18 protein-coding genes are annotated in these 20,706 nt (G+C 58.1%); 10 read left to right on the top strand and 8 right to left on the bottom strand.

Features of this window, described 5'->3' with window-relative positions:
• Positions 1–5 precede the first annotated feature (5 nt).
• Both ACR0KS_RS10115 and ACR0KS_RS10110 read left to right on the top strand, forming a co-directional pair.
• Positions 6–1,025 carry an HIT domain-containing protein gene (locus tag ACR0KS_RS10115; protein ID WP_209509627.1) on the top strand — a complete coding sequence of 340 codons (1,020 nt, stop codon included), beginning with the start codon at positions 6–8 and terminating at the stop codon, positions 1,023–1,025.
• Positions 1,026–1,210: 185 nt separating this feature from the next.
• Positions 1,211–1,738 (top strand): lipocalin family protein, encoded by a 528-nt coding sequence (locus ACR0KS_RS10110; protein WP_170486575.1) that lies wholly within the window; start codon positions 1,211–1,213, stop codon positions 1,736–1,738.
• A 218-nt stretch (positions 1,739–1,956) separates the two neighbouring features.
• Here the strand turns inward: ACR0KS_RS10110 and ACR0KS_RS10105 are convergent, their stop codons facing one another.
• Positions 1,957–4,053, bottom strand: coding sequence for an AAA family ATPase (locus ACR0KS_RS10105; RefSeq protein ID WP_170563860.1), 2,097 nt, complete (start codon positions 4,051–4,053; stop codon positions 1,957–1,959).
• Between the two features lie 766 nt (positions 4,054–4,819).
• Here ACR0KS_RS10105 and ACR0KS_RS10100 point away from each other — a divergent pair.
• Positions 4,820–5,587 carry a hypothetical protein gene (locus ACR0KS_RS10100; RefSeq protein WP_170563858.1) on the top strand — a complete coding sequence of 256 codons (768 nt, stop codon included), beginning with the start codon at positions 4,820–4,822 and terminating at the stop codon, positions 5,585–5,587.
• A gap of 374 nt (positions 5,588–5,961) precedes the next feature.
• On the opposite strand, the gene ACR0KS_RS10095 is transcribed toward ACR0KS_RS10100, so the two are convergent.
• The 4 genes from ACR0KS_RS10095 to ACR0KS_RS10080 are packed head-to-tail and all read right to left on the bottom strand — an operon-like array spanning position 5,962 to position 9,927.
• Positions 5,962–6,741, bottom strand: coding sequence for an SDR family NAD(P)-dependent oxidoreductase (locus ACR0KS_RS10095; RefSeq protein ID WP_170563855.1), 780 nt, complete (start codon positions 6,739–6,741; stop codon positions 5,962–5,964).
• On the bottom strand, positions 6,738–7,676 hold the full coding sequence (locus ACR0KS_RS10090) for an SDR family oxidoreductase (protein ID WP_170563851.1): 939 nt from the start codon (positions 7,674–7,676) through the stop codon (positions 6,738–6,740). The genes ACR0KS_RS10095 and ACR0KS_RS10090 overlap by 4 nt, the downstream gene beginning before the upstream one ends.
• Positions 7,673–8,575 carry a bile acid:sodium symporter family protein gene (locus ACR0KS_RS10085; protein WP_170563848.1) on the bottom strand — a complete coding sequence of 301 codons (903 nt, stop codon included), beginning with the start codon at positions 8,573–8,575 and terminating at the stop codon, positions 7,673–7,675. The genes ACR0KS_RS10090 and ACR0KS_RS10085 overlap by 4 nt, the downstream gene beginning before the upstream one ends.
• The gene (locus ACR0KS_RS10080) at positions 8,572–9,927 is read right to left on the bottom strand and encodes an NAD(P)-binding domain-containing protein (RefSeq protein WP_170563845.1); all 1,356 of its coding nucleotides are present in this window, start codon (positions 9,925–9,927) and stop codon (positions 8,572–8,574) included. Before ACR0KS_RS10080 ends, ACR0KS_RS10085 begins: the two co-directional genes overlap by 4 nt.
• A 68-nt stretch (positions 9,928–9,995) precedes the next feature.
• Here ACR0KS_RS10080 and ACR0KS_RS10075 point away from each other — a divergent pair, with 68 nt between their 5' ends.
• Entirely contained in the window at positions 9,996–10,664 is a 669-nt protein-coding gene (locus ACR0KS_RS10075; RefSeq protein WP_170563842.1) for a TetR/AcrR family transcriptional regulator, read from the top strand.
• A 39-nt stretch (positions 10,665–10,703) separates the two neighbouring features.
• Here the strand turns inward: ACR0KS_RS10075 and ACR0KS_RS10070 are convergent, their stop codons facing one another.
• The 3 genes from ACR0KS_RS10070 to ACR0KS_RS10060 are packed head-to-tail and all read right to left on the bottom strand — an operon-like array spanning position 10,704 to position 13,102.
• Positions 10,704–11,087: a carboxymuconolactone decarboxylase family protein gene (locus tag ACR0KS_RS10070; protein WP_170563839.1), complete on the bottom strand. Its 384-nt coding sequence runs from the start codon at positions 11,085–11,087 to the stop codon at positions 10,704–10,706.
• Positions 11,088–11,129: 42 nt separating this feature from the next.
• Positions 11,130–12,218 carry an aromatic ring-hydroxylating oxygenase subunit alpha gene (locus ACR0KS_RS10065; protein WP_170485227.1) on the bottom strand — a complete coding sequence of 363 codons (1,089 nt, stop codon included), beginning with the start codon at positions 12,216–12,218 and terminating at the stop codon, positions 11,130–11,132.
• Positions 12,215–13,102: a MurR/RpiR family transcriptional regulator gene (locus ACR0KS_RS10060; RefSeq protein ID WP_170563833.1), complete on the bottom strand. Its 888-nt coding sequence runs from the start codon at positions 13,100–13,102 to the stop codon at positions 12,215–12,217. Before ACR0KS_RS10060 ends, ACR0KS_RS10065 begins: the two co-directional genes overlap by 4 nt.
• A 68-nt stretch (positions 13,103–13,170) precedes the next feature.
• Here ACR0KS_RS10060 and ACR0KS_RS10055 point away from each other — a divergent pair, with 68 nt between their 5' ends.
• The 6 genes from ACR0KS_RS10055 to ACR0KS_RS10030 all read left to right on the top strand — a co-directional run bounded on the left by ACR0KS_RS10055 (position 13,171) and on the right by ACR0KS_RS10030 (position 20,706).
• A complete protein-coding gene (locus tag ACR0KS_RS10055) occupies positions 13,171–15,627 on the top strand; it encodes an FAD-dependent oxidoreductase (RefSeq protein ID WP_170563830.1) in 2,457 nt (818 codons plus the stop codon).
• The gene (locus ACR0KS_RS10050) at positions 15,624–16,706 is read left to right on the top strand and encodes an alcohol dehydrogenase family protein (protein ID WP_480693188.1); all 1,083 of its coding nucleotides are present in this window, start codon (positions 15,624–15,626) and stop codon (positions 16,704–16,706) included. The genes ACR0KS_RS10055 and ACR0KS_RS10050 overlap by 4 nt, the downstream gene beginning before the upstream one ends.
• On the top strand, positions 16,703–17,278 hold the full coding sequence (locus ACR0KS_RS10045; RefSeq protein ID WP_170563827.1) for a dimethylsulfonioproprionate lyase family protein: 576 nt from the start codon (positions 16,703–16,705) through the stop codon (positions 17,276–17,278). The genes ACR0KS_RS10050 and ACR0KS_RS10045 overlap by 4 nt, the downstream gene beginning before the upstream one ends.
• Entirely contained in the window at positions 17,275–18,381 is a 1,107-nt protein-coding gene (locus ACR0KS_RS10040) for an enolase C-terminal domain-like protein (protein ID WP_170563823.1), read from the top strand. Before ACR0KS_RS10045 ends, ACR0KS_RS10040 begins: the two co-directional genes overlap by 4 nt.
• Complete coding sequence (locus ACR0KS_RS10035) at positions 18,378–19,493, top strand: enolase C-terminal domain-like protein (RefSeq protein WP_170563820.1); 1,116 nt, start codon at positions 18,378–18,380, stop codon at positions 19,491–19,493. Before ACR0KS_RS10040 ends, ACR0KS_RS10035 begins: the two co-directional genes overlap by 4 nt.
• Before the next feature lie 109 nt (positions 19,494–19,602).
• Positions 19,603–20,706, top strand: coding sequence for a mandelate racemase/muconate lactonizing enzyme family protein (locus ACR0KS_RS10030; protein ID WP_170563817.1), 1,104 nt, complete (start codon positions 19,603–19,605; stop codon positions 20,704–20,706).

Below are 20,706 nucleotides of genomic sequence, written 5' to 3'. Positions count from 1 at the left end.
TCAAAATGTCAGGTTTTCCAACGCCATCAAAAGCATATGTGCGGCTCCAGGAGTTTCTTGAGCACCATATGCGGATGTCACATATCTACCAGCCGGTGATGATCCGCAGAATACTAAAAGGTGGTGGATCCGCCTCGCTTGAAGAGATTGCCGCAGCGCTCATGGTTTATGACCGCTCGCAGCTCGAATATTATATGATCCGCACGAAGAACATGGTGGGACGTGTTCTCACAAACAATGGCATTGTGCAGCCCATTAAATCCGGCCGGGAAATCCAAGCTTATCAACTTGCAGAGAATTCGGGCCTCCAAGATGCCGAGATCAAAGACCTCATCAGGATTTGCGATCAGAAAATCGATACGTTCATCGGGAAGCGTGGCGACAAGATATGGTCGCATAGATCAAAGTCGTCAGGGTACATTCCCGGCACCCTTCGATACGAGGTTCTGAAGCGCGCCCATTTTCGTTGCGAGCTATGTGGGATATCGGCCGACCAAAAGGCGTTGGAAGTCGACCACATCCTGCCCCGAAACAAAGGCGGCAGTGACGAGGCCATCAACCTTCAGGCGCTTTGTTATTCCTGCAATGCAATGAAGCGAGATCGCGATGACACTGATTTTCGGGGCATGGCCAAGAGCTACGCTCACAGATGCGATGGATGCGCGTTTTGCGAAATCCCCGGCGAGCGGGTGGTTGCTGAAAATGAACTGGCTTATGCCATTCGGGACGGCTTTCCGGTCACCCAGCATCATACTTTGATCATCCCGAAACGGCATGTGCCGGACTATTTCGACCTTCATCAGCCAGAGTTGAATGCGGTACAGCAACTCCTCCAAACAGAGCGCCAAACTGTCCGCGGGCTGGATCGGTCTGTCGAAGGATTTAACGTGGGCATCAATGCAGGCGAAGTTTCGGGACAGACCATTTTCCATTGCCACATTCACCTTATCCCTCGCCGTGCTGGCGATATAGAAAACCCTCGTGGTGGGGTCAGGGGTGTCATTCCTGAGAAGCGAATTTACTGAGAAGCTTTAGGCAAAAGCTGCGCCTGAACGGCGCATTGCATACTACCTTTTCTTGACAGACCGATAGGCGAGAAGGTGCCAAGCCTTTTTGATCCCTTCTGGCTTTCCAGATAGATGGCCAGAAACCAAATCGAACTGTTGTTTCTGACATGTTTTGAGGTTGGCCCAATATGCCGGAGATCCCCGTGAAGAAACTTGCTGCTATTCTGTTATGTTCAACCCTTGCGGCTTGCTCGGGTTCCTACCGCGACACCTCGGTCACGATGGACGTCGTGGGCAAACTAGACGTGCAGAGATACACCGGAGTGTGGTTTGAGTACGCCCGCTTCCCGGTGTTCTTCCAGCGGGGATGCACAGACACAACGGCTGAATATCAGATTATCGCCGAGGATACGGTGTCCGTTTACAACCGCTGTCTTGTTGAAAATGGCACGAGGGTAAAGGACATCACCGGCCAAGCCACAATTGAAGATGTTGGCAAACTCAAGGTCAGCTTCCCACAGGTTCCCTTTGTCAAATCGCCATACTGGGTTTTGTGGGTGGACGATGAGTATGAGGTTGCCGTTGTTGGGGTGCCCAATGGAAGCGCCGGTTGGATCCTATCGCGCAGCACGGAACCCAGCCAAAAGCATATCGACAAAGCGCGATCTGTTTTGACGGAAGCCGGATACGATGTGCCCAAGCTGGAAGTGACGCCCCACGCTTCCAAGTGACGTAGGAAACGAGCGAAGAGGCGACCGCTCCGGGGCGGGGCCGTTAGAAAACGTTGGTCCTGAAACGCCCCAGCCAAACCTTTCACGTTTCCGGCAGCAGCCCGCCGCGCCCGACACACACACACACACGCGAAACCTCTGTCAAAAGAGCCATATAGAGATATTCTATATGGGGAATTTGACGATAAGAGCCGGCGCATTCGGGACCGACATTATGGTCAATGAAGCCAGCGCATGTTTTGGATCGAATTCTCCTTAACTGCATGGCGATCTTTGCCTTTTGCAGATTTCAAATCTCGCAACAACTGCTCGAGCTCAGCCCGGTTCAATTGCCGCCTTTCGACAAGCGATTGGGCCACACCTTCAAGCAAATATTCATTTTCGCCGATGGTCTTTTGAGCAAGATGGTTTGCGGAGCGCAGCCGCGACTGAACGCGGGCTGCCAGGTCGCGATCTTGAAGCATATCTTGCAGGTTATCCATGGACACCGGGTGCCAAATCAAATTGTCGTTGGACAAACCGAATTGTGTTTCGGCTTGGACTGCAAACATGGTGGCCTGAGCAAGATCGCTTTTGTCGCCCGCGCCGGCACCTGACGAAACACTACCCAGGCAAGAAAGTTCGGCTGCGCGTCCAGCCAACAAAATAGCGAGGCGATTTTCCAAGCTTTGAGTTTCATGACCGAATTTGTCCAGCTCAAGGTCAACTCGACCACCTCTCGGTGAGATCTGGGCCATTGTCGGCAATCCGGCGAGAAGTGCGTGCGCAACCACGATGTGGCCGGCCTCGTGGATTGCCATCCTATACAGCATCTTGGAAGGCAGTGGCTTCGCAAACTTCTCAAGCGCCGTCTGGAGGTGTTGGATCGCAATTGGGCGTTTATCCTGGCGGGCGATGGAACGGGCCTGACGCACAAGCGCGGCGGCATCCGCGCCCGATTGCCCAAGCATTTCTGCCGCCACTGCGTGAAGTTCCTGCTTGCTGATTGTCGGTCCAGCATCTGCGGACAAGATCTCTGTCAGCGCGCCCCTATCCGGAAGAGGGATGTGGACTTTTTGGTCGAACCGCCCAGAGCGCAGTAGTGCAGCATCCAACTTGCCCGAGTAGTTTGTTGTGCCGACCACCAAGACGCCATCCGTCTTTTCGGCGCCCGCCAGCTGTTCAAGCAGGCCATTTAGTGCCGCCCGATTGTAGTTCTCGTTATCGCTCTTGTTGGTTGCGCGATCTGCAAAACTATCGATTTCATCGATCAGCAAAACGGACGGCGCATGGCGCTTTGCCTCCAGGAAATCATCTCTCATTGCAGCGAGGAAATCGCCAAGATGGCCCTCCGCTTGCCAAGCAGCATAGCTTGCGCCAACAAAATGCGCCCCTGTCGCTTCTGCCAATTTCTGCGCGACAAAGGTCTTCCCGACACCCGGAGGCCCATCGAGTAGAAGGTTGTTAGGGATATCTGCCCAACTCAGGTGACCGTCAGAGTATGCTTGGATGTCATCCACGAGACGCTTCAACGGCGCCCGCGCGGCCCCCAGGCCTTTGACGTCATCCATGGCTTCTGGGTTGGCTTTTGTGCGCGTCGTCAACTTATTCAGTTGCAGGACAAATGCCATCAGCTTGGGCGTCCGAAGAGCCAACATAATTTCATTAGCTGAGATCTGAGCCAAAGCATCATGGGATGGCATCTGATTAAGCGCCTTTGTCATCAAAGCTGTACATTGGCGGCCGTGCATCATGGCATAGAGCATCAAGATCATGCTCCGTGACAATGGGCTCAGGGAAATGATCTTAGCGGATTTCTTGCAAAAGGCGTCCGGCAACACTTCGATACTTGGCACGATTACAATCAACGACGCTGGTTCCTTCGCGGCCAGAGCCAGCGCTTCATTGAAATCGCTTGCAGTCTTTGCTGGCGTGGTCTTGCGCCAGCGCGACTTGTAGCACACGATTTTTGGCTTGGTTGCATCAGGGTTGTTGCTACAGATCGCGGGGATCAAACCATCGCTAAACGCGTCTCCTGTGGCTTCCACCCATTCACTTTCACCGGTTTCAACAACTGTCAGCGAAAATGGGCGACGCAACTGGCCTGCAATCTGATCGCGTGTGTCCTTCCATGCCGCGCAAACACGGATCAATGAGGCAACGGCGCAATAGTCCCTCGCGTACTGCTTTGGCATCGAATCCTCAGCCGGTGCATCCTCATCAAAGGCATCCCACCCGGACTTTCGGTTGGCGGCTTTAATCAGGCTCTCGTAGGCTGGCTGGAACCACCCATTCAAACGCGGGTAGAAGAAAGATGTATAGACTTGGGGCTGCATGGAGATGCCCTTTCAATACTCGAAATCTGGAAACATCGCAGCCGAACGGCTGCGAACACGCGATAAGTTCAGGCGTGTATGCGTTTCTCAGGTAGCGGCAGAGTGCGCTTGGATTTCGAGTTGTTTGAAGGCACGATTTTCTCCCTTGGGGAGATTGAAGTATGCATGGCGCTCCGAAATGACAAGTCTTTTCGAATGTGCGCTTGCGTATCTTTGTTGCAAGCCTCTCTCATGAAGCAAAAAAGAAGCACGAAAATTATCTAATCTGCCGAAGGCCTTACCTTTGGTGGTTGTGTTATCTTCATCGCTTCTTGCGGGTGTTCTTGGCGAGCTTCCGAATTACCAATGGTGTCGCGACGTGGTCTGCCTCGGGTGGTGTTAGATGCTGGGGAGCATCTGCATTCGTGAGCAAGGGAATGTGATCTGCCGTGGCACCTGCATTTCGACGAAGCTTCGTGAAACGATCAGGGACAACTTCGCTCCCGCCGATGCTTGGGCACAGCGGGAGCGCACGATGAACTTGGGTTCATCGCCATTTTTGAAGTCTTTGTATTATCAAAAGGTTATGAGCTTGCTGATTAGACAAAACTCGAAGACCTGAGCCGTGCGTTGAACTCTCGGTTTGGGCCAGTCAGTGGGTCACCCAAATGTGGATTGGGCAATCACCAGTCTGAATTCACGCAGCCTCCTTTGGCCGAACAGAGATGCCTTTTAGTGCGGTTGCAACAATGTCGGCGCGGGCGGCTTCGGACACTTTGAGCTGCCAGTGTTCTTTTTGGTTGCACCAAGCGTGGTCGCGTTCAGCTTCAACCAGGCGCCATTGAACTTTGCCTACATTCTCTTCCTGCGCCTGCGGAAAGATGGCATCGCCTCCGAGTTGATAGAACGATTTGTCAGGAAGTGGTTCGCGCTCTCACTCTTGACCGCCAGATATTCGGGATCGATGGAAACCCGCTTTGACCAGGACATTCGACAGATTTCTGAGATGGGAATGGGGGAATATCTCGAAAGTATCGAGAAAGCGGTGCTCTCGGATGCCTTTTGGGAAGTTGGTTTGGTGCAAGCGCTTACAACGTCAAATAGCAAACATCCGGCTTTCAGGACATTTCTTGCGTCTCAGGTGAAGTCCAATGCTAGAGGCTTTCTGTCAAAAGAAATCACAGTGCGGAGTATGTTGGAGCACAGAGGCGATGTTCACCACATCTTCCCCAAGGATCACCTGAAAAAGACGCTTGGCCTTACGCAGTCTCAATACAATCAAGTCGCCAACTTGGTCTACACACAGCAAGAGATCAACATTGCCATCGGAAATGCGCCTCCTAGTGAGTATGTTTCAGATTTGCGGAAACAATGCAGTTCAGGAACCGCAAAATACGGAGGGATCGTAGTCTACGCGGATCTTGAAGAGAACTTCACGGAGAACGCAGTTCCGCTTGGACTTCTGACGGGCGAATTTGCGGACTACCAGGAATTTTTGAAGCTGCGGCGTCAATCTATCGCGAAGACGTTGAAGGCATACTACACGTCGCTTTGAGCACTGATTGTCTCGAGCTTGCGTCTCTCAGTTCGACGCTTTGATTTCTACGAAGGCCCATTCAAATTGCTGCACATTTTGCTGCACATATTTCGTGAAGCCCCATTGCAATATTCCTTTAAGTATAGGTAAATTATAAATAAAATTCTGAACGAAAAAGATGTTGGCGGACTTCGTCTCCGCCATCAACCCATTGAAATTGGGCCGTGCTTTGAACGAGCCTCGGCCGTGCCCATGACGGAACCTGTCAATCAAGAAACGATTGAGTGCTGTTTTGGGCTGCCCGACTGAAAAATAAGCGCCTGGCTATTGAACCGGCTTGGCCGTTTGGCCTGTGCAAAGCGCTTGGCGATTTCTGGGTGGCGATTGTTTGGTCAGGAAGAGCCGCTCTTGGTCATCGTTTTTAACATTTGGGAAAAATACAGACCCGGAGCGAGCCGGTTCACGATGTGCGCGATCCGCGCCACTCGACCTACGGGAATGAACTGCTTTTCCTGCTCAAGCCCGCGCAGGATAACGCGCGCTGCATCGTCGGGTTCCATATAGTCAACGCCGTCCGTGGCTGACCCGGGCCGGACGAAACCTTGCTGCGCTGTACCTGGCCGCCCGATATTCGTGGCCACGAAAGAAGGTGCCGCGAGACTTACGCGCACGCCATGTGCGATTTCCTCTGCCCTGAGCGATTTGAAGAATCCTTCAAGCGCGTGTTTGCTGGCTGCATAGGCGGTGCGATGAAATAGCGGCGCAAACCCGGCAACCGAGGATATGGCCAAATGGGTTCCCTTGGATAGCCGCAAGGGGTGCAGAAACTGACTGGCGCAGTCAACCGCCGCAAAATAATTGATCTCGAACAGATCGCGGTGCGAGGCCATGTCGCCTTTGGCGAAGGCAGAGATTTGCGAAACGCCCGCGTTGTAAATCACCAGATCAATCGACGCGCAGGACTTTATGACCTCGGCGCAAGTCTCCTTGATCTGGTCGGGCTGGGTCAGGTCACAGGCAAAGGTGGTGACGCCGTCCACACGGGCAAAAGAGTCCAGCTCGGGCCCCGGAAGGTCGATCAGCACGGTGTGCCACCCTTGCGCGCGCAACGCCGCGGACAAGGCCCGACCCAATCCGCCCGCGCCGCCGGTTATCACTGCGGTTTGTGTCATTGGGCGGCCTCCCACCAACGTTGAAATGCCTCTGCACTTGAAAGCTCGGGCTCGTATCCGAAACCTGTCCTAAGCGCGGAGTTATCCAGAACGGGACGGTACAGCAGAAAGCGCACCTGTTCCGGACCATAGCGCGACAGACCCAGAGGATGCGCGACTGTCAGGGCTGCTTTGACCAATCCGGGCTGTAACCATCGAACCGGCTTTCCCATGGCCGCTGCGATCTGTGAAACGGTCAGCGATCCGTTTCCGGCAACGTTGAAGATACCAGCGGGGCTGTCAGTCGCAGCCCGAAACAGGATCTCCGCCAGATCCCTGTCCCAGATAAAGACAAACGGGCTGTCCGATCCCTTGAGGCCCAAAAGCCGAGGCTTGCGGAACAGGGCGGTGATTTGGTTCTCGATATTTGCGCCAAGCACCGTGCCGACACGCAAGACGACTTGTTCCAGATCCGGCGCGGTGTGTCTGGCCTCGGCCAGCAACTCTTCGACCAGACGTTTGTGCCAGGAATAGGCGAATTCGTGATTGCCGCGTATCGCATCGGTTTCTTTTAGTGGAACGGGGTTGTCCGGGTGATAGCCATAGGCCGCGCCGGATGACGTCACCACCAGCCGCCGCGTTGCTGCGCCTATGGCCGCGTCCAGCACATTGCGCGTGCCTTCGACATCGACCCTATATTCCAATTCGCGGGTCGAGTCTGGTCCTGGCGTCACAATCGAGGCAAGGTGAACAATCGTGTCAGGACGTTCTTCGAGGATAACGGATTGCGGGTCGCTTCCCGTCACGTCCATCTTCCTGAACCGCGTGTTTGCTGGCAGGTCCGACGGTTCCCGAATATCGGTGGCGATGACCTCAATATCGGAATGGGGCCCAAGACGGCGCAGCAACGCCGTTCCGATGGCTCCGGCGGCACCAGTGATCAGAATCCGGCTCATTGCGGTATCTCTCGTCTGGCAAAAAACGCGGCAAGGGCGATCCCTGATATCGCGTGCCATATCCCCCACAGCGCGGCAGCAACGGCCATACCGCCCATGCCGCCGAAGAAGGCGAAGATCAGGATCAGCCCCAGCCCCGAGTTCTGAATTCCGGTCTCAATCGTAACGGAACGGCGATCACGCTCGGACAGGCCGGCGGCGGTGGCGGTGAAGTAGCCGCCCAGAAAGGCCAGCGCATTGTGAAGGATGACCAGCCCTACGATCGCCCCGGCAAACTGAAGGAAGTTGTCCCAGTTCGCGGCAAGCGCAACGACGATGAACGCAACGAAGATGGCCATAGACAGCCACTGCATGGGGCGGCGAATGCGATCGGCGAACCGTGTAAAGCGCGCATTGACGATCATTCCAAGGATTAGCGGCAGGATCAGCATGAACCCCACGGTGATGGCCACCGCGACCGGGTCGATCTCCGTGCGTTGCAGGATTTCACGGGTGGGGCCATAGAGGTTGCCCCAAAACGCGATATTTGCAGGTGTGACGATGATCGCTGCGACGGTTGCGAAGGCCGTCATCGACACGGATAGCGCGACATTGCCCTTTGCCCGATGGGTCATGAAATTCGAGATGTTCCCACCGGGACAGGCCGCGACAAGAATAAGCCCCATCGCGACAGAGGGCATGGGTTTCAACGCGACGATCATCAGGAAGGTCAGGGCCGGCAAAATGATGAACTGCGAAGTCAGCCCGACGATCAGGGGTTTGGGCCCCCGCGCTACCCGTCGAAAGTCATCAAGTCGAAGGTCCAGCGCGATCGAAAACATGACAACGGCAAGGATGGCGTTCAAAAGCCTCAGATTGCTCGCGTCAAAGTTCAGCGCGACCTGGTCGATCCCATTCATCTTTCCGCCGCCCTGAGAGCTGCGATCTGGCCCGTCACTTCGCGCCGATAGGTTGCCTTGTCGACGTAGTAGGCCATGCGGGGCAGGTCGATATAGTTCATGCCGCCCGTTGCCCGTTCAAACCCTTCGGCCTTGGTCGCGCGGATCGCTTGTGCTGCCGTGTTTCCAGACCGCAGCCCGGCAATATACCTGGCGATCATTTCGGCCTGCTCGTGTCGGCCCTGCCAGCCCAGCCCGGACGCTTCGACCATGCCCAACACGAACACGTCATCCCGTTCAGGATGCATGCAGTTCAGGTAAAGATGCGGCGCATCCCCTTTCCAGTTCAAAAGCGACTTGTCGATGAATGGGTAGTGCAGCTTGTAGCCGGTCGCCGCCAGAACCATGTCGTACTCGGCCGAACTGCCATCGCGGAAGTGGACGGTATTGCCTTCAAATCGCGCAATGTCAGGGCGCACTGTCAGGTCGCCATGCCCAGCGTGGAACAGGATAAGCGAATTCACGACGGGGTGGGATTCGTACAGCTCGTAATCCGGTTTTGGAAACCCGTATTTCTGAGGGTTTCCCACGAACCACTTTAGAATTGCGCCATCCACCTTGCGCTTCAGCCACATCGGAAGACGAATTTTGCCGCCCATTGTGTCAGCGGGTTTGCCGAATACATATTTCGGAACAAAGTAATATCCGCGACGCATGGAAATGTCGCAGGAAACGCCATGATGGATCGCATCCACGGCAATATCACAGCCCGAGTTTCCCGCACCGATGACCAAAACCCTTTTGCCCGCGAATTGGGTTGGAAAACGGTAGTGCGAAGCGTGAATGAACTCGCCGGTGAACGTGCCCTCAAACTCTGGCATGTTGGGTTCCGACAGGGTTCCGTTGGCGATCAGAACGCCCGCGAACTGCTGTGTCTGCTCGGTGCCGGACGAGTCGCGCCAGCGGACTTCCCACCCGCCTTTGTCCAGCGGTGTGGTGCTTAGGACCTCGGCTCCGAAATGGAAGTGCTGATACAAATCGAACGCGTTGGCGAAGTCCTGAAAATAGGTCTTCAATTCGCGGTGTGACGGATATTCGGCCGTTTCCTCAAGCATTGGGAAATCTGCGAATTCGGTCATGCGTTTTGAAGAAATGAGGTGGGCGGTCTCGTACATCGTGGACCGAGGTGCATCAATGTTCCACAGACCACCCACATCATCTGCCAGTTCAAACCCTTGAAACGGCACGCCCTGCTCGATGAGCGTTTTTGCCATCGCAAGACCCATGGGCCCGGCCCCGATCAGTGCAAAACTATCTTCCGGGCGGGCCTTCACCTTTACCGGTTGGCCCGCTCCCAACTGCACCTGCTCCATGCGTCTCTCCTCCTGCGACGTCATTTACCTTGAACGATCGTTCTAAATAAGGCAAACTGATTTTTGAGATGTCACAACACGCTGTAAAAGAAAGAAAAAGGGCGCCGTCGCAGCGATCTGTAGCTGCGCGAGAGCGAATCCTGGACGCGGCAGAGCAGGTTTTTTCCGAACGGGGATTCGAGGGCGCATCGATTCGAGACATCGCGGAACGGGCGCAGGTTCAGAAGGCGAACGTGAACTTTCACGGCGGCCCGAAAGAAGAATTGTTTGAACGGATCGTCGCGCGCCGGGCCTCTGTTCTGTCCGAAGAACGCCTTGCTGCGATCAAGGCGCTGGAGGGTCAGGATTGGCGGGTCAGGGACTTTGTCGCGGCCTATATGCTGCCGCTGATCACGCGCGCATTCGGCGGTGATCCTCAATGGTTGGCTTACGCGCGTATCGTGGCGATGGTTTCCGCGGATACGCGCTGGCGGGCGCTGGCAAAGGTGCATTTCGATCCCGCCGCATCCTTCGCGGTTCAGGCCTTGTGTGCACGGTTCCCCAACGCTGACCCAAACCGTGTGTCCGCGTCGTTGGTCTATGCGGTGTCTGCGATGCTGGCTTTGTGTACGTCCGACTGGCGTATTTCAGCCCTGTCCGGGTCCGACGGTGGACCCGAGGCAGAGGACATGATCGAGAACCTGCTGAACTTTTGCGAGGCTGGCATTACCGGCAGTTTAAGCACGGGGTCGTCGTGACCCGGTGAGTTGTGCCGGACCTGCCGCGTGTCGGGTCGGTTAAGTGTATCCCAGAACCTTTCGTGCGACGCGGAAGCATTCCAATGCCTGCGGGACGCCGCAGTAAATGCCGATCACGTGAATGATGGCGCGGATTTCTTCGGGCGTTACACCGTTGTTGATCGCGCCTTTGCAGTGGATTTCCCATTCATGCATCTTGCCCAATGCGCCGATCATCGACAGGTTCATCATCGACCGTGTCTTGGCGTCGATCACGTCATCGCCCCAGCCAAAGCCCCAGCACCACGCGGTCATGGCCTCTTGAAACGGGCGGGTGAAGTCATCGGCTGCGGCCAGATTCTTCTCGACATATTCCGCGCCCAGAGTGCCTTTGCGTTGTTCCAGCCCTTTCAGGAACAGGTCTTCGTCGAAAATATCTGCCATTTTATCCTCTGCTGTTCAGGTCTCGGTCGCTTGCGCAGGACATCAGTCCACGGCCTCGCGCATCCATTGTTGCAGCCGGGCGATCGAGTGTTCCGACATCACACCACAACCGGGGTCCAAGACCAATGGTCCGGGACGATAGCCGCGGGATTTCAGGCCGCGATGAACGGATTCCACCAGGCGGATATCTTCTTCCACGGTGGTTTCACGGTCTTGCACGGCCAGTTGCCGGATCACGGCGCTTTCGGATCCACCCTCGGTGTACCAGCCGCGCCAGACGGTGCAGTGATCGGCGTCATGCGCGCGCCAGTGATAGGTGTTCAGCACGTTGCCGGGGTAGCACTGGAATGAGAACATCGGCCACAGGAACCATGACTGATAGTCGCCCGCGTGTGGCACTGACATGTCGATGGGATAGGTCATCTTGTCGAGGCTCTGACACTCGGTTGTGTGCCGCAGGACGTAACCGCCGCTGGCGTCGGGCTGAATGTCATAGGTCTCGGGCTTGACGACTCCTTCGGCAAAAGTCGGATGGTTGGTCGGGCAGTGATAGCATTCCGAGTAGTTCTCGATACTGACCTTCCAGTTGCAGTTTTCTTGGATTTCCACCCATTCCAGCGGTTCCAGATCGTCGATATGCGGGATAAAGGCGCGGATTTCCTCGCGCACGCCGGGGTACCATTCATCCATGGGTGCTGCGTCATCATCGAGGTTGACGAAGATGAAGCCGTTGAACACTTCGGTCCGGACTGAGGTCAGGCAGATCGCGCTGCGGTCGAAACCGGGAACCGATTTGATATTCGGCCCGGCGCGCAACTGGCCTGTCAGTTCATAGGTCCACGCGTGATACGGGCAGACGACCACGCGGGTATTGCCTGCGCCGCTGACCATCTCATGGGCGCGGTGTTGGCAGACGTTGTAGAACGTGCGGATTTCACCGTCGCGGCCCCGGATGCAGAACAGGTTTTGCCCCGCGATCTCGAACGCGAAATAGTCGCCCGGTTCACGCACCTGTGCCACGTGCCCGGCGAATTGCCACGTTCGGGCCAGAAGCCCCTGCATTTCCTGCGCGAAGATCGCGGGATCGGTATAATAGCGCGCGTCCAGTGAGTGGGTGAGGGGGGCGTTCATTCAGGCTCCTCCGCGTAGAGGCCAAGTTGGTGTCTGCGTTGGTGAAACCGATCCACCCGCTCGACGATTTCGTCGCTCGATACGGCCACCACAAAGGACAGCAGCGTTTCCAGCAAAGCGATGGTCGAAACGGACGAGGGGAAGAATTGCGGCGTATCGGCGGCCACGACAAAGCCGTGCTGCGCGTTCAGAATGACCGGACTGGCCGGGCTGTCCGAGATGCCCACCACAGTCAGCCCCTGTTGCCGGGCCAGTTTGATCGCGTCGATGACCTCGGTCCGGTAGGGGTGGCAGGTGATGGCGATCAGCACGTCCTGTTCATCGGCCCAGGCTAGGTCGTCCACAGGGGTCGATCCGGGGCGGGGGATGGCGTGGAACTGCTTCATTCCTGTTGACGCCAGATAGGTGAAATTGCGGGCGTTCGCGTTATTCACGCCAACGCCCAGTGTGAAGATTTGGCGGCATTTCCAGATATCTTCGGCCGCGGCCTTCAGGCGGGCCGCATCTACCCCGGCAAAGGTTTCCTCGATATTGCGGATCGCGGCACCGACCATATCGGCGTAAAGCCCGCCCAACTCTCCCGATTTCCCGATATCCTGCAACCAGCGGGCGCGATCGGGGAAGGACACGCCACCTTGCCGAATCGCGTCGCGAAACGGGGCGCGGAAATCCTCATAGCCTTCAAAGCCTACTTGCCGGGCCATGCGGACAAAGGTGTTGGGCTTGACCTTCGCGGCCTCGGCAATCTCGCGCACTGTGGAAACCCCAACGTCTGTTGGGTTTTCCAGCACATAGCGCGCGGCCTTCTGCGCCTCGGGTGTCAGGGCGTCCCATTCTTCGGTCAGGCGGTCGAGAACGATTGATGATACATTTGTGTCATTCATGATTGACGATGGTACAAATGTGGAATTAGCCTGTCGAGCAGAAAAGCGACTCGGGAAGAGGAAATGTCATGTCCGAGAAGAAATTGCCCGCCCACACCCGCGTGGTCATCGTCGGAGGCGGCGTCATGGGGGTCGGTCTGGCCTATCATCTGGCGCATGAAGGCTGGGGCGAAGACACTGTCCTGCTGGAAAAGGCCGAGCTGACCAGCGGCAGCACGTGGCACGCGGCAGGGCAGATCACGCATTCGACCTCGAGCTTTGGGCTGGGCAAATGCGTGGACTACAACATTAGCCTGTATTCTGGCGCATTGGAGGCCGAGACGGGCCAGCCGGTGACATGGCATGGCTGTGGCTCGTTCCGTTTGGCCTATACCGAGGATGAGATGGACTGGTTGCGCCACACCTTGTCGGTGGGTCGCTCGCTGGGGTTCAATATCGAACTGGTTGGGCCTGAAAAGGTGGCCGAGCTGCACCCGTTCTACAATTTAGATGGTGTGTTGGGTGCGCTGCACACGCCGGATGACGGCCACGTGGACCCGACCAATGTGACTATGGCGATGGCGGCTGGTGCACGTCAGAAAGGCGTCCGCATCTTCCGCAACTGCCGCGCCACCAACATCACGCAGGACGAGAACGGTGAATGGGTGGTGGAAACCGAGATGGGCACCATCACCTGCGAGCATGTGGTGAACGCGGGCGGCACCTATGCGCGTCAGATGGGCGAATGGTCGGGGCTGCAACTGCCGATGACCTCGATGACGCACCACTATTTCGTGACCGAACCGGTGCCCGAGTTCCAGAACCTCGACGCCGAACTGCCGGTGATCCGCGATGACCGCAAAGTCTCGGGCTATATCCGGATGGAGCAAAATCGCGGTCTGATCGGGATTTATGAGAAAGAGAACCCCAATTCGGTCTGGCATGATCACTGCCCGTGGGAATACGAAAATTGGCTGTTCGATGCGGATTACGACCGGGTGATGCCGTGGCTGGAAGAAAGCCTGAACCGGATGCCGATCTTTGCCGAGCTGGGCATTCAACGCGACGTGCATGGGGCGATTTCGCATCCTCCGGACGGGAACCCTTTGATCGGGCCTGCGCCGGGTGTGCGGAACTATTGGTGCTGCTGCGGGACGCAAATCGGGATCGGCTGGGGGCCGGGGCTGACGCGCGAACTGGCGCGCTGGATGGTGCATGGGGCGGCGGATATTTCGATGCGTGAATTCGATCCGCGCCGTTTCGGAAGTTTCGCCACCAAGGACTGGCAAGTGATCAAGGCCGAGGAAGACTACTGCCTGCGCCACGAAATCCCCTTTCCACATTTCAACAGGCTAGAGGGACGTCCGATCAAGCCGTCGCCGCTGTATGAGCTGTTGAAATCCAAGGGCGCGGTGCATGAGGAGGTCTACGGTTTTGAGCGCCCTCGCTGGTTCGCCCGCGATGGGGTCGAGCAACGCGATCACTATTCCTTCCGCCGGACGCCCGCCGATGACATGGTCGCGGCCGAGGTCAAAGCAGTGCGCGAACGTGTCGGCATCATGGATGTGACAGCCTTTACCAAGGTCGAGGTTTCCGGCCCGGACGCATATGCCCTGCTGGACCGGTTGACCGCCAACCGGATGCCGCAAAAGGTTGGCTCGATCACGCTGACCCATATGCTGAACCGCCGGGGCAGGATCGAGTTGGAGACGACCATCGTTCGTATGGCCGAAGACCGCTTCTATCTGGTCTGTGCCGCGTTCTTTGAACAACGCCTGTTGGATCATCTGACCCAACAGCGTGCGGATGAGGATGTTCAGATCATCGCACTGTCCGCTGACTGGTCGGCGCTGTCACTGAACGGCCCACGGTCGCGGGACGTTTTGGCGCGCTGTACTGATGCCGATCTGACCAATGCGGGGTTCCGCTGGCTGTCCGCGCAAGAGATTACGATCGCAGGCCATCAGGTCTGGGCGTTCCGCATGTCTTATGCCGGGGAACTGGGCTGGGAGCTTCACATGCCCAACGCCGCCTGTCTGGATGTTTACTCCGCACTTTGGGCGGCGGGCGAACCGCTCGGCATCGCCGACTATGGCAGCTTTGCCATGAACGTGATGCGGATGGAGAAGGGGTTCAAAGGCGCGGGCGAGCTGACCAATGAGGTCACTCTGGTCGAAGCCGACGTGCTGCGCTTTGCTCGTACCGACAAGGACTATCTGGGTAAGGACAAGACCCTGAACGCCGACCTGCCGTGGATTTGCGCCTATCTGGAAATCGAACCAGATGGCGAGATCGACGGTCATGGGGGTGAGGCGGTCGTGCTGGATGGCCGCGTCGTCGGCTCGACCGCATCGGTGGCCTATGGGCACACGGTCGGCAAGATCCTCGCCTTCGCTTACGTCAAACCTGAGGCCGCCACGCCCGGTACGGCATTGCAGGTCGTCATCCACGGCCAACCCCGCGCGGCCCGCGTGTTGGGCGAACCGGCTTATGATCCGCAAAGCCTGCTGCCGCGCACTGATGCTATACTGGAGGCCGCGCAATGACCCTGCCCGATACAATGAAAGCCATGGTCACGATGGGCCATGGTGGTTTGGAGCAAATGGTGCTGCACAAAGACTGGCCCCGCCCCGAACCCGCGGCCCATGAGGTACTGATCAAAGTCGCCGCCTGCGGTCTGAACAACACGGACGTGAACACACGATCCGGCTGGTACTCCAAGACGGTCACCGACGCGACCACCGGAGGTGCGTTTGACGAGGTGGGCGAGGAAGACCCCACATGGGGCGGCAACCCGATCACCTTCCCGCGCATCCAAGGGGCCGATATCTGTGGCCATATCGTCGCCGTGGGCGCGGGCGTTGACCCCGCCCGTATCGGTCAGCGTGTGATCACCGACGGCTGGCTGCGCGACCCGGATGACCCCGGAAACAAGGACAAAACCGGCTACTACGGCTCGGAACGGGACGGAGGGTTTGCCGAATACGCCACCACACTGGCCGTGAATGCGGTGCCGATCACCTCCGATCTGACGGATGCGGAATTGGCGACGTTTTCCTGTTCCTACTCGACCGCCGAAGGGATGCTGACCCGCGCCAAAGTCACCGAGAAAGACACGGTTCTGGTGCCCGGAGCCTCAGGCGGGGTCGGAGGCGCATTGGTGCAACTGGCCAAACGGCGCGGTGCGCGGGTGATTGCGCTGGCGTCCGAGGCGAAACACTCCGACGTCGCCCAACTTGGCCCGGACAGAATCCTGCCGCGTGCGCCTGGCAACCTGCGTGCGGCGCTGGGTGACGATAAAATCACCGTGGTCGCGGATGTGGTCGGTGGCCCCTATTGGCCGACCCTGATCGATATCCTTGAACGCGGCGGGCGGTATACCTGTTCCGGTGCCATCGCAGGGCCGATGGTGGATTTTGACCTGCGCACATTTTACCTGCGCGACCTGACCTTCACCGGCTCGACCGTGATTGACCCGCAGGTGATGCAGAACCTCGTCAAATATATCGAGGCGGGTCAGATCAAACCTGCCCTCGCCGCGACATATCCTCTGGAGGAGCTGCGTGAGGCGCAGGCGGCCTTCATCGCCAAACAGCACACCGGCAACATCGTGGTGATCCCATGACTATGGATGATGTCCTCAAGGCCGCCCAACAGCTGCACCACGCGCATCCCGATCTGGCCGCTTTCGGAGACTGGCCAGATGATCTGCGCGCCGTTGACGTGCCACCAAACGCGATCCCTGCGGTGCCTCTGGTGCAGGCGATTGAGCCAGACGCGGGGCCAACCAAAGCCCTGACAGAGGCAATCCGGGCTACCGCACATCTGGCCGATTGGAAAGTGACCTATACCGAGGATGAGGTCGGTGCGGATTTCCTGAACCGGTATGGCTATTATGAGCTGTTTGGCCCGTCAGGTCACTTCCACTCGACCCGGTTGCGGGGATACGTGGCCTTTTGGGGGGCGGGTCTGACCTATGACTGGCACAGTCATCAGGCCGAAGAGCTTTACCTGATCGTTGCGGGCAGCGCGCGGTTCAAGGTCGAAGGTAACGAGGCCGATCTTGTTCCCAATCAAACCCGGCTTCACAACAGTTGGCAAAGCCACGCCATGGCCACCACCGATCGCCCGATCCTGACCTATGTTCTGTGGCGAGGGGAAGGTTTGGACGATCTGCCCCGGATGGACGCCGCATGAAGATCACCCGCATCCGCATCTACCAAACCGGGCTGCCCTATGTGGGCGGAGCCTATGTATGGGGTGCGGGCAACGCGATCGAGGTGGCGGTGGCCTCGGTTGTGGTCATCGACACGGATGCCGGGTTGCAGGGCTGTGGAGAGTTCACCCCTTGTGGAGAAAACTACATGGTCGCGCATTCCGAAGGCGTTCCGGCCTTGGCACGGCTGCTCGCGCCGAAGCTGCTGGGTGAAGACCCACGACAGGTTGGTCGGATCGAACAGCTTATGGACCATCTGGTTCAGGGGCACGGGTATGCCAAAGCACCGTTCGACGCGGCGTGCTGGGATTTGTTGGGTCAGGCGTGCGATCAACCCGTGTGGATGCTGCTGGGCGGCAAGTTGACCGATGGCGCTCCGATGTACCGCGTTGCGCCGCAGAAGGCGCTGGATAAGACCGTAGCCGAAATGAACGCCTATCGCGATCAGGGCTACCGCCAGTTCCAGATCAAGGTGGGCGCGGATTGGGCCTCTGATATCGACCGGATCCGTGCCGCGATCCCGTTGCTGCAACCGGGCGAAAAGGCGATGGCCGACGCCAATCAGGGCTGGCGCGTGGACAATGCGATCCGGGTCGCACGGGCGACGCGCGATCTGGACTTTATCCTCGAACAGCCCTGCCGCACGTATGAGGAATGTCAGCAGGTCCGCCGAGTCGCGGAACAGCCGATGAAGCTGGACGAGTGCCTGACGGGTATGCACATGGCGCAACGTATTGTTGCCGACAAAGGGGCCGAAATCTGCTGTCTGAAACTGTCCAATCTTGGAGGGCTCAGCAAGGCGCGACGGGTGCGCGACTACCTGATTGAAAACCGCATTCCCGTGGTGGCTGAAGATACATGGGGTGGGGAAATCACCTCTGCCACGGTCGCCCATTTTGCTGCCTCGACGCCCGCAGACTACCTGCAAAACACCACCGACCTGATGAACTACAACACCCGGTCCACTGGAATCGGCGGAGCTGTGTCGAGAAACGGCAAGCTTTACGCCTCGGATGCGCCAGGGTTAGGCGTCACCCCGGATTTTGAAAGCCTCGGCATCCCCGTGGCGGAGTACGCGTTATGAAAATCAAAACCATCACCGTCTACCACGTCGACCTGCTGCTAGAGCATCCCTACTGGCTATCCGGTGGACGGCTGAAGTTTGAAACGCTCGACGCGACGCTGGTAAAGATCGAAACGGATACCGGCCTGACGGGTTGGGGCGAGGGCACACCCTGGGGCCACACCTACGTGCCCGCCCACGGCCCGGGCATCCGCGCCGGGATCGAAACCATGGCCCCGTTTGTTCTGGGCCTCGACCCGCGCAGGGTTCTGGAGGTTGAGCGCGCGATGGACACCGCGCTGCCCGGCCATCTCTATGCCAAAAGTCCGATCGACATGGCCTGCTGGGATATTGCAGGACAGGCGGCAGAGTTGCCGATTGCCGACCTGATGGGCGGCGGCTCGCGTACACCGCGCCCGATCGCCTCATCCGTCGGCGCCAAAACCGCCGAAGAATCCCGAAAGGTCATGGACCGCTACCGCAGCCGGGGCTACGTCGCCCATTCGGTCAAAATCGGCGGAGACGTCGAACGCGATATCGCCCGCGTCCGCGATGTAGAGAGTATTCGCCGCCCCGGTGAAATCGTCCTCTACGACGTAAACCGCGGTTGGACCCGCCAACAGGCGCTGAGGGTTATGAAAGCCTGCGAACCTTTGCAAGTGATGTTCGAGCAACCCTGCGAGTCCCTGGATGATATCGCCGCCATCGCGGGCCGCCACGCCTCGCCGGTATCCGTGGACGAAAGCCTCGTCACCTTGCAGGACGCAACGCGCATTGCCCGCGATGGTGTGGCCGAGGTGTTCGGGATCAAACTCAACCGCGTCGGCGGCCTGACCAAGGCCGCCCGGATGCGCGACATCGCACTGGCCCACGGGATCGACATGTTCGTCATGGCGACCGGAGGCTCCGTTCTGGCCGATACCGAAGCCCTACATCTGGCTGCCACCATCCCCGATGAAAACTGCCACGCAGTCTGGGCCTGTCAGGACATGATCACCGTCGACATCGCTGGCGGCCGCGGCCCTCGCAACACGGACGGCCACCTGCACCTGCCAGAAATCCCGGGCCTTGGCGTCCATCCCGACGAAGACGCCCTCGGCCCCCCAATCGCCACCTACGAGGTCCCGCGATGATCCGCTCCTTCATCTGGCCAAAAATATCCCGGGGTGTGAATTGGCCGCAGGCCAAGAGAGGGGCTGGCCCCTCTGACTGCACGACATCACCACCCAAAGGACGGCCGCAATGAAGATCACCAAGCTCACCCTCTGGTCCGTCGATCTCACCAGCCATGAGACCTACCACATGGCCGAAGGTAAAACCTGCGCCACGGTCAAAACCCATGTCCTGTGCCTTGAAACGGATACTGGCCTGAAAGGGTGGGGCGAGGTCTGTCCGATCCCGCACTACCTTCCCGCCTATGCCGATGGTGTCCCCTCAGCGATCACCGAAATGGCCCCAGAAATCCTCGGGATGTCGCCTTTCGGGGCCGACGCGCCCATGCGAAAGCTCGACGGGTTTCTGCCCGGCCACCGCTATGCCAAATCCGCCGTTGATCTGGCCCTTTGGGACTTGTTCGGCCAGGCCACGGGCCAGCCGGTCTATGCCTTGTTGGGCGGACGCACGCGCAAGGACATGCCGCTCTACCATTCGATTACCTGCGTCGCCCCGGATGAAATGGCGCGCATCGCGCAAACTGCGTATCAGACCGGTATTCGCCAATTTCAGGTCAAGCTGGGGGTCGAGGCCGACTGGCAGGCCGACGCCGAACGCCTGATCAAAGTGCGCGAGGCCGTGGGACCGGAGCCGTTGGTTTACGGCGACTGGAACTGCGGGGCTTCTCGCCTTCAGGCCACGCGGACAGGCCGTGCGGTTGCGCATCTGGATGTGATGCTTGAACAGCCCTGCAAAACGCTCGAAGACTGCGCTGCCGTCCGTCAAGCCACCGGTCTGCCGATGAAGATCGACGAAAACGCCCATGATCTGGCCTCGCTGCTGCGCGCGCACCAGTTGGGCTGCATGGATGCCGTGGCGCTGAAACTGTCCAAATTCGGAGGGCTATCAGCCATGCGCCGCGCCCGCGATCTGACCGTACATCTTGGGGCCGAGATTTGCGCCGAATGCACTTGGGGGTCGGATATTGTCACTGCCGCGTCGCTGCACTTTGCTGCCTCAACGCCGCAGGGGTCGTTGCTGAACACCTGTGATCTGTCCTCCTACGTGGCCCCACGCCTTTGCCCGGATTCACCAAACCGTGAAAACGGTCGTATTGCTCCGCCCGAAGGTCCGGGCTTAGGTGTCGCCCCTGACCCGGATGTCCTTGGTTCCCCGATATTGGAGATCGTCTGA

It is taken from the genome of Ruegeria sp. BC7 (genome assembly GCF_056539165.1).
This window is presented reverse-complemented; position numbering and strand designations above follow the sequence as displayed.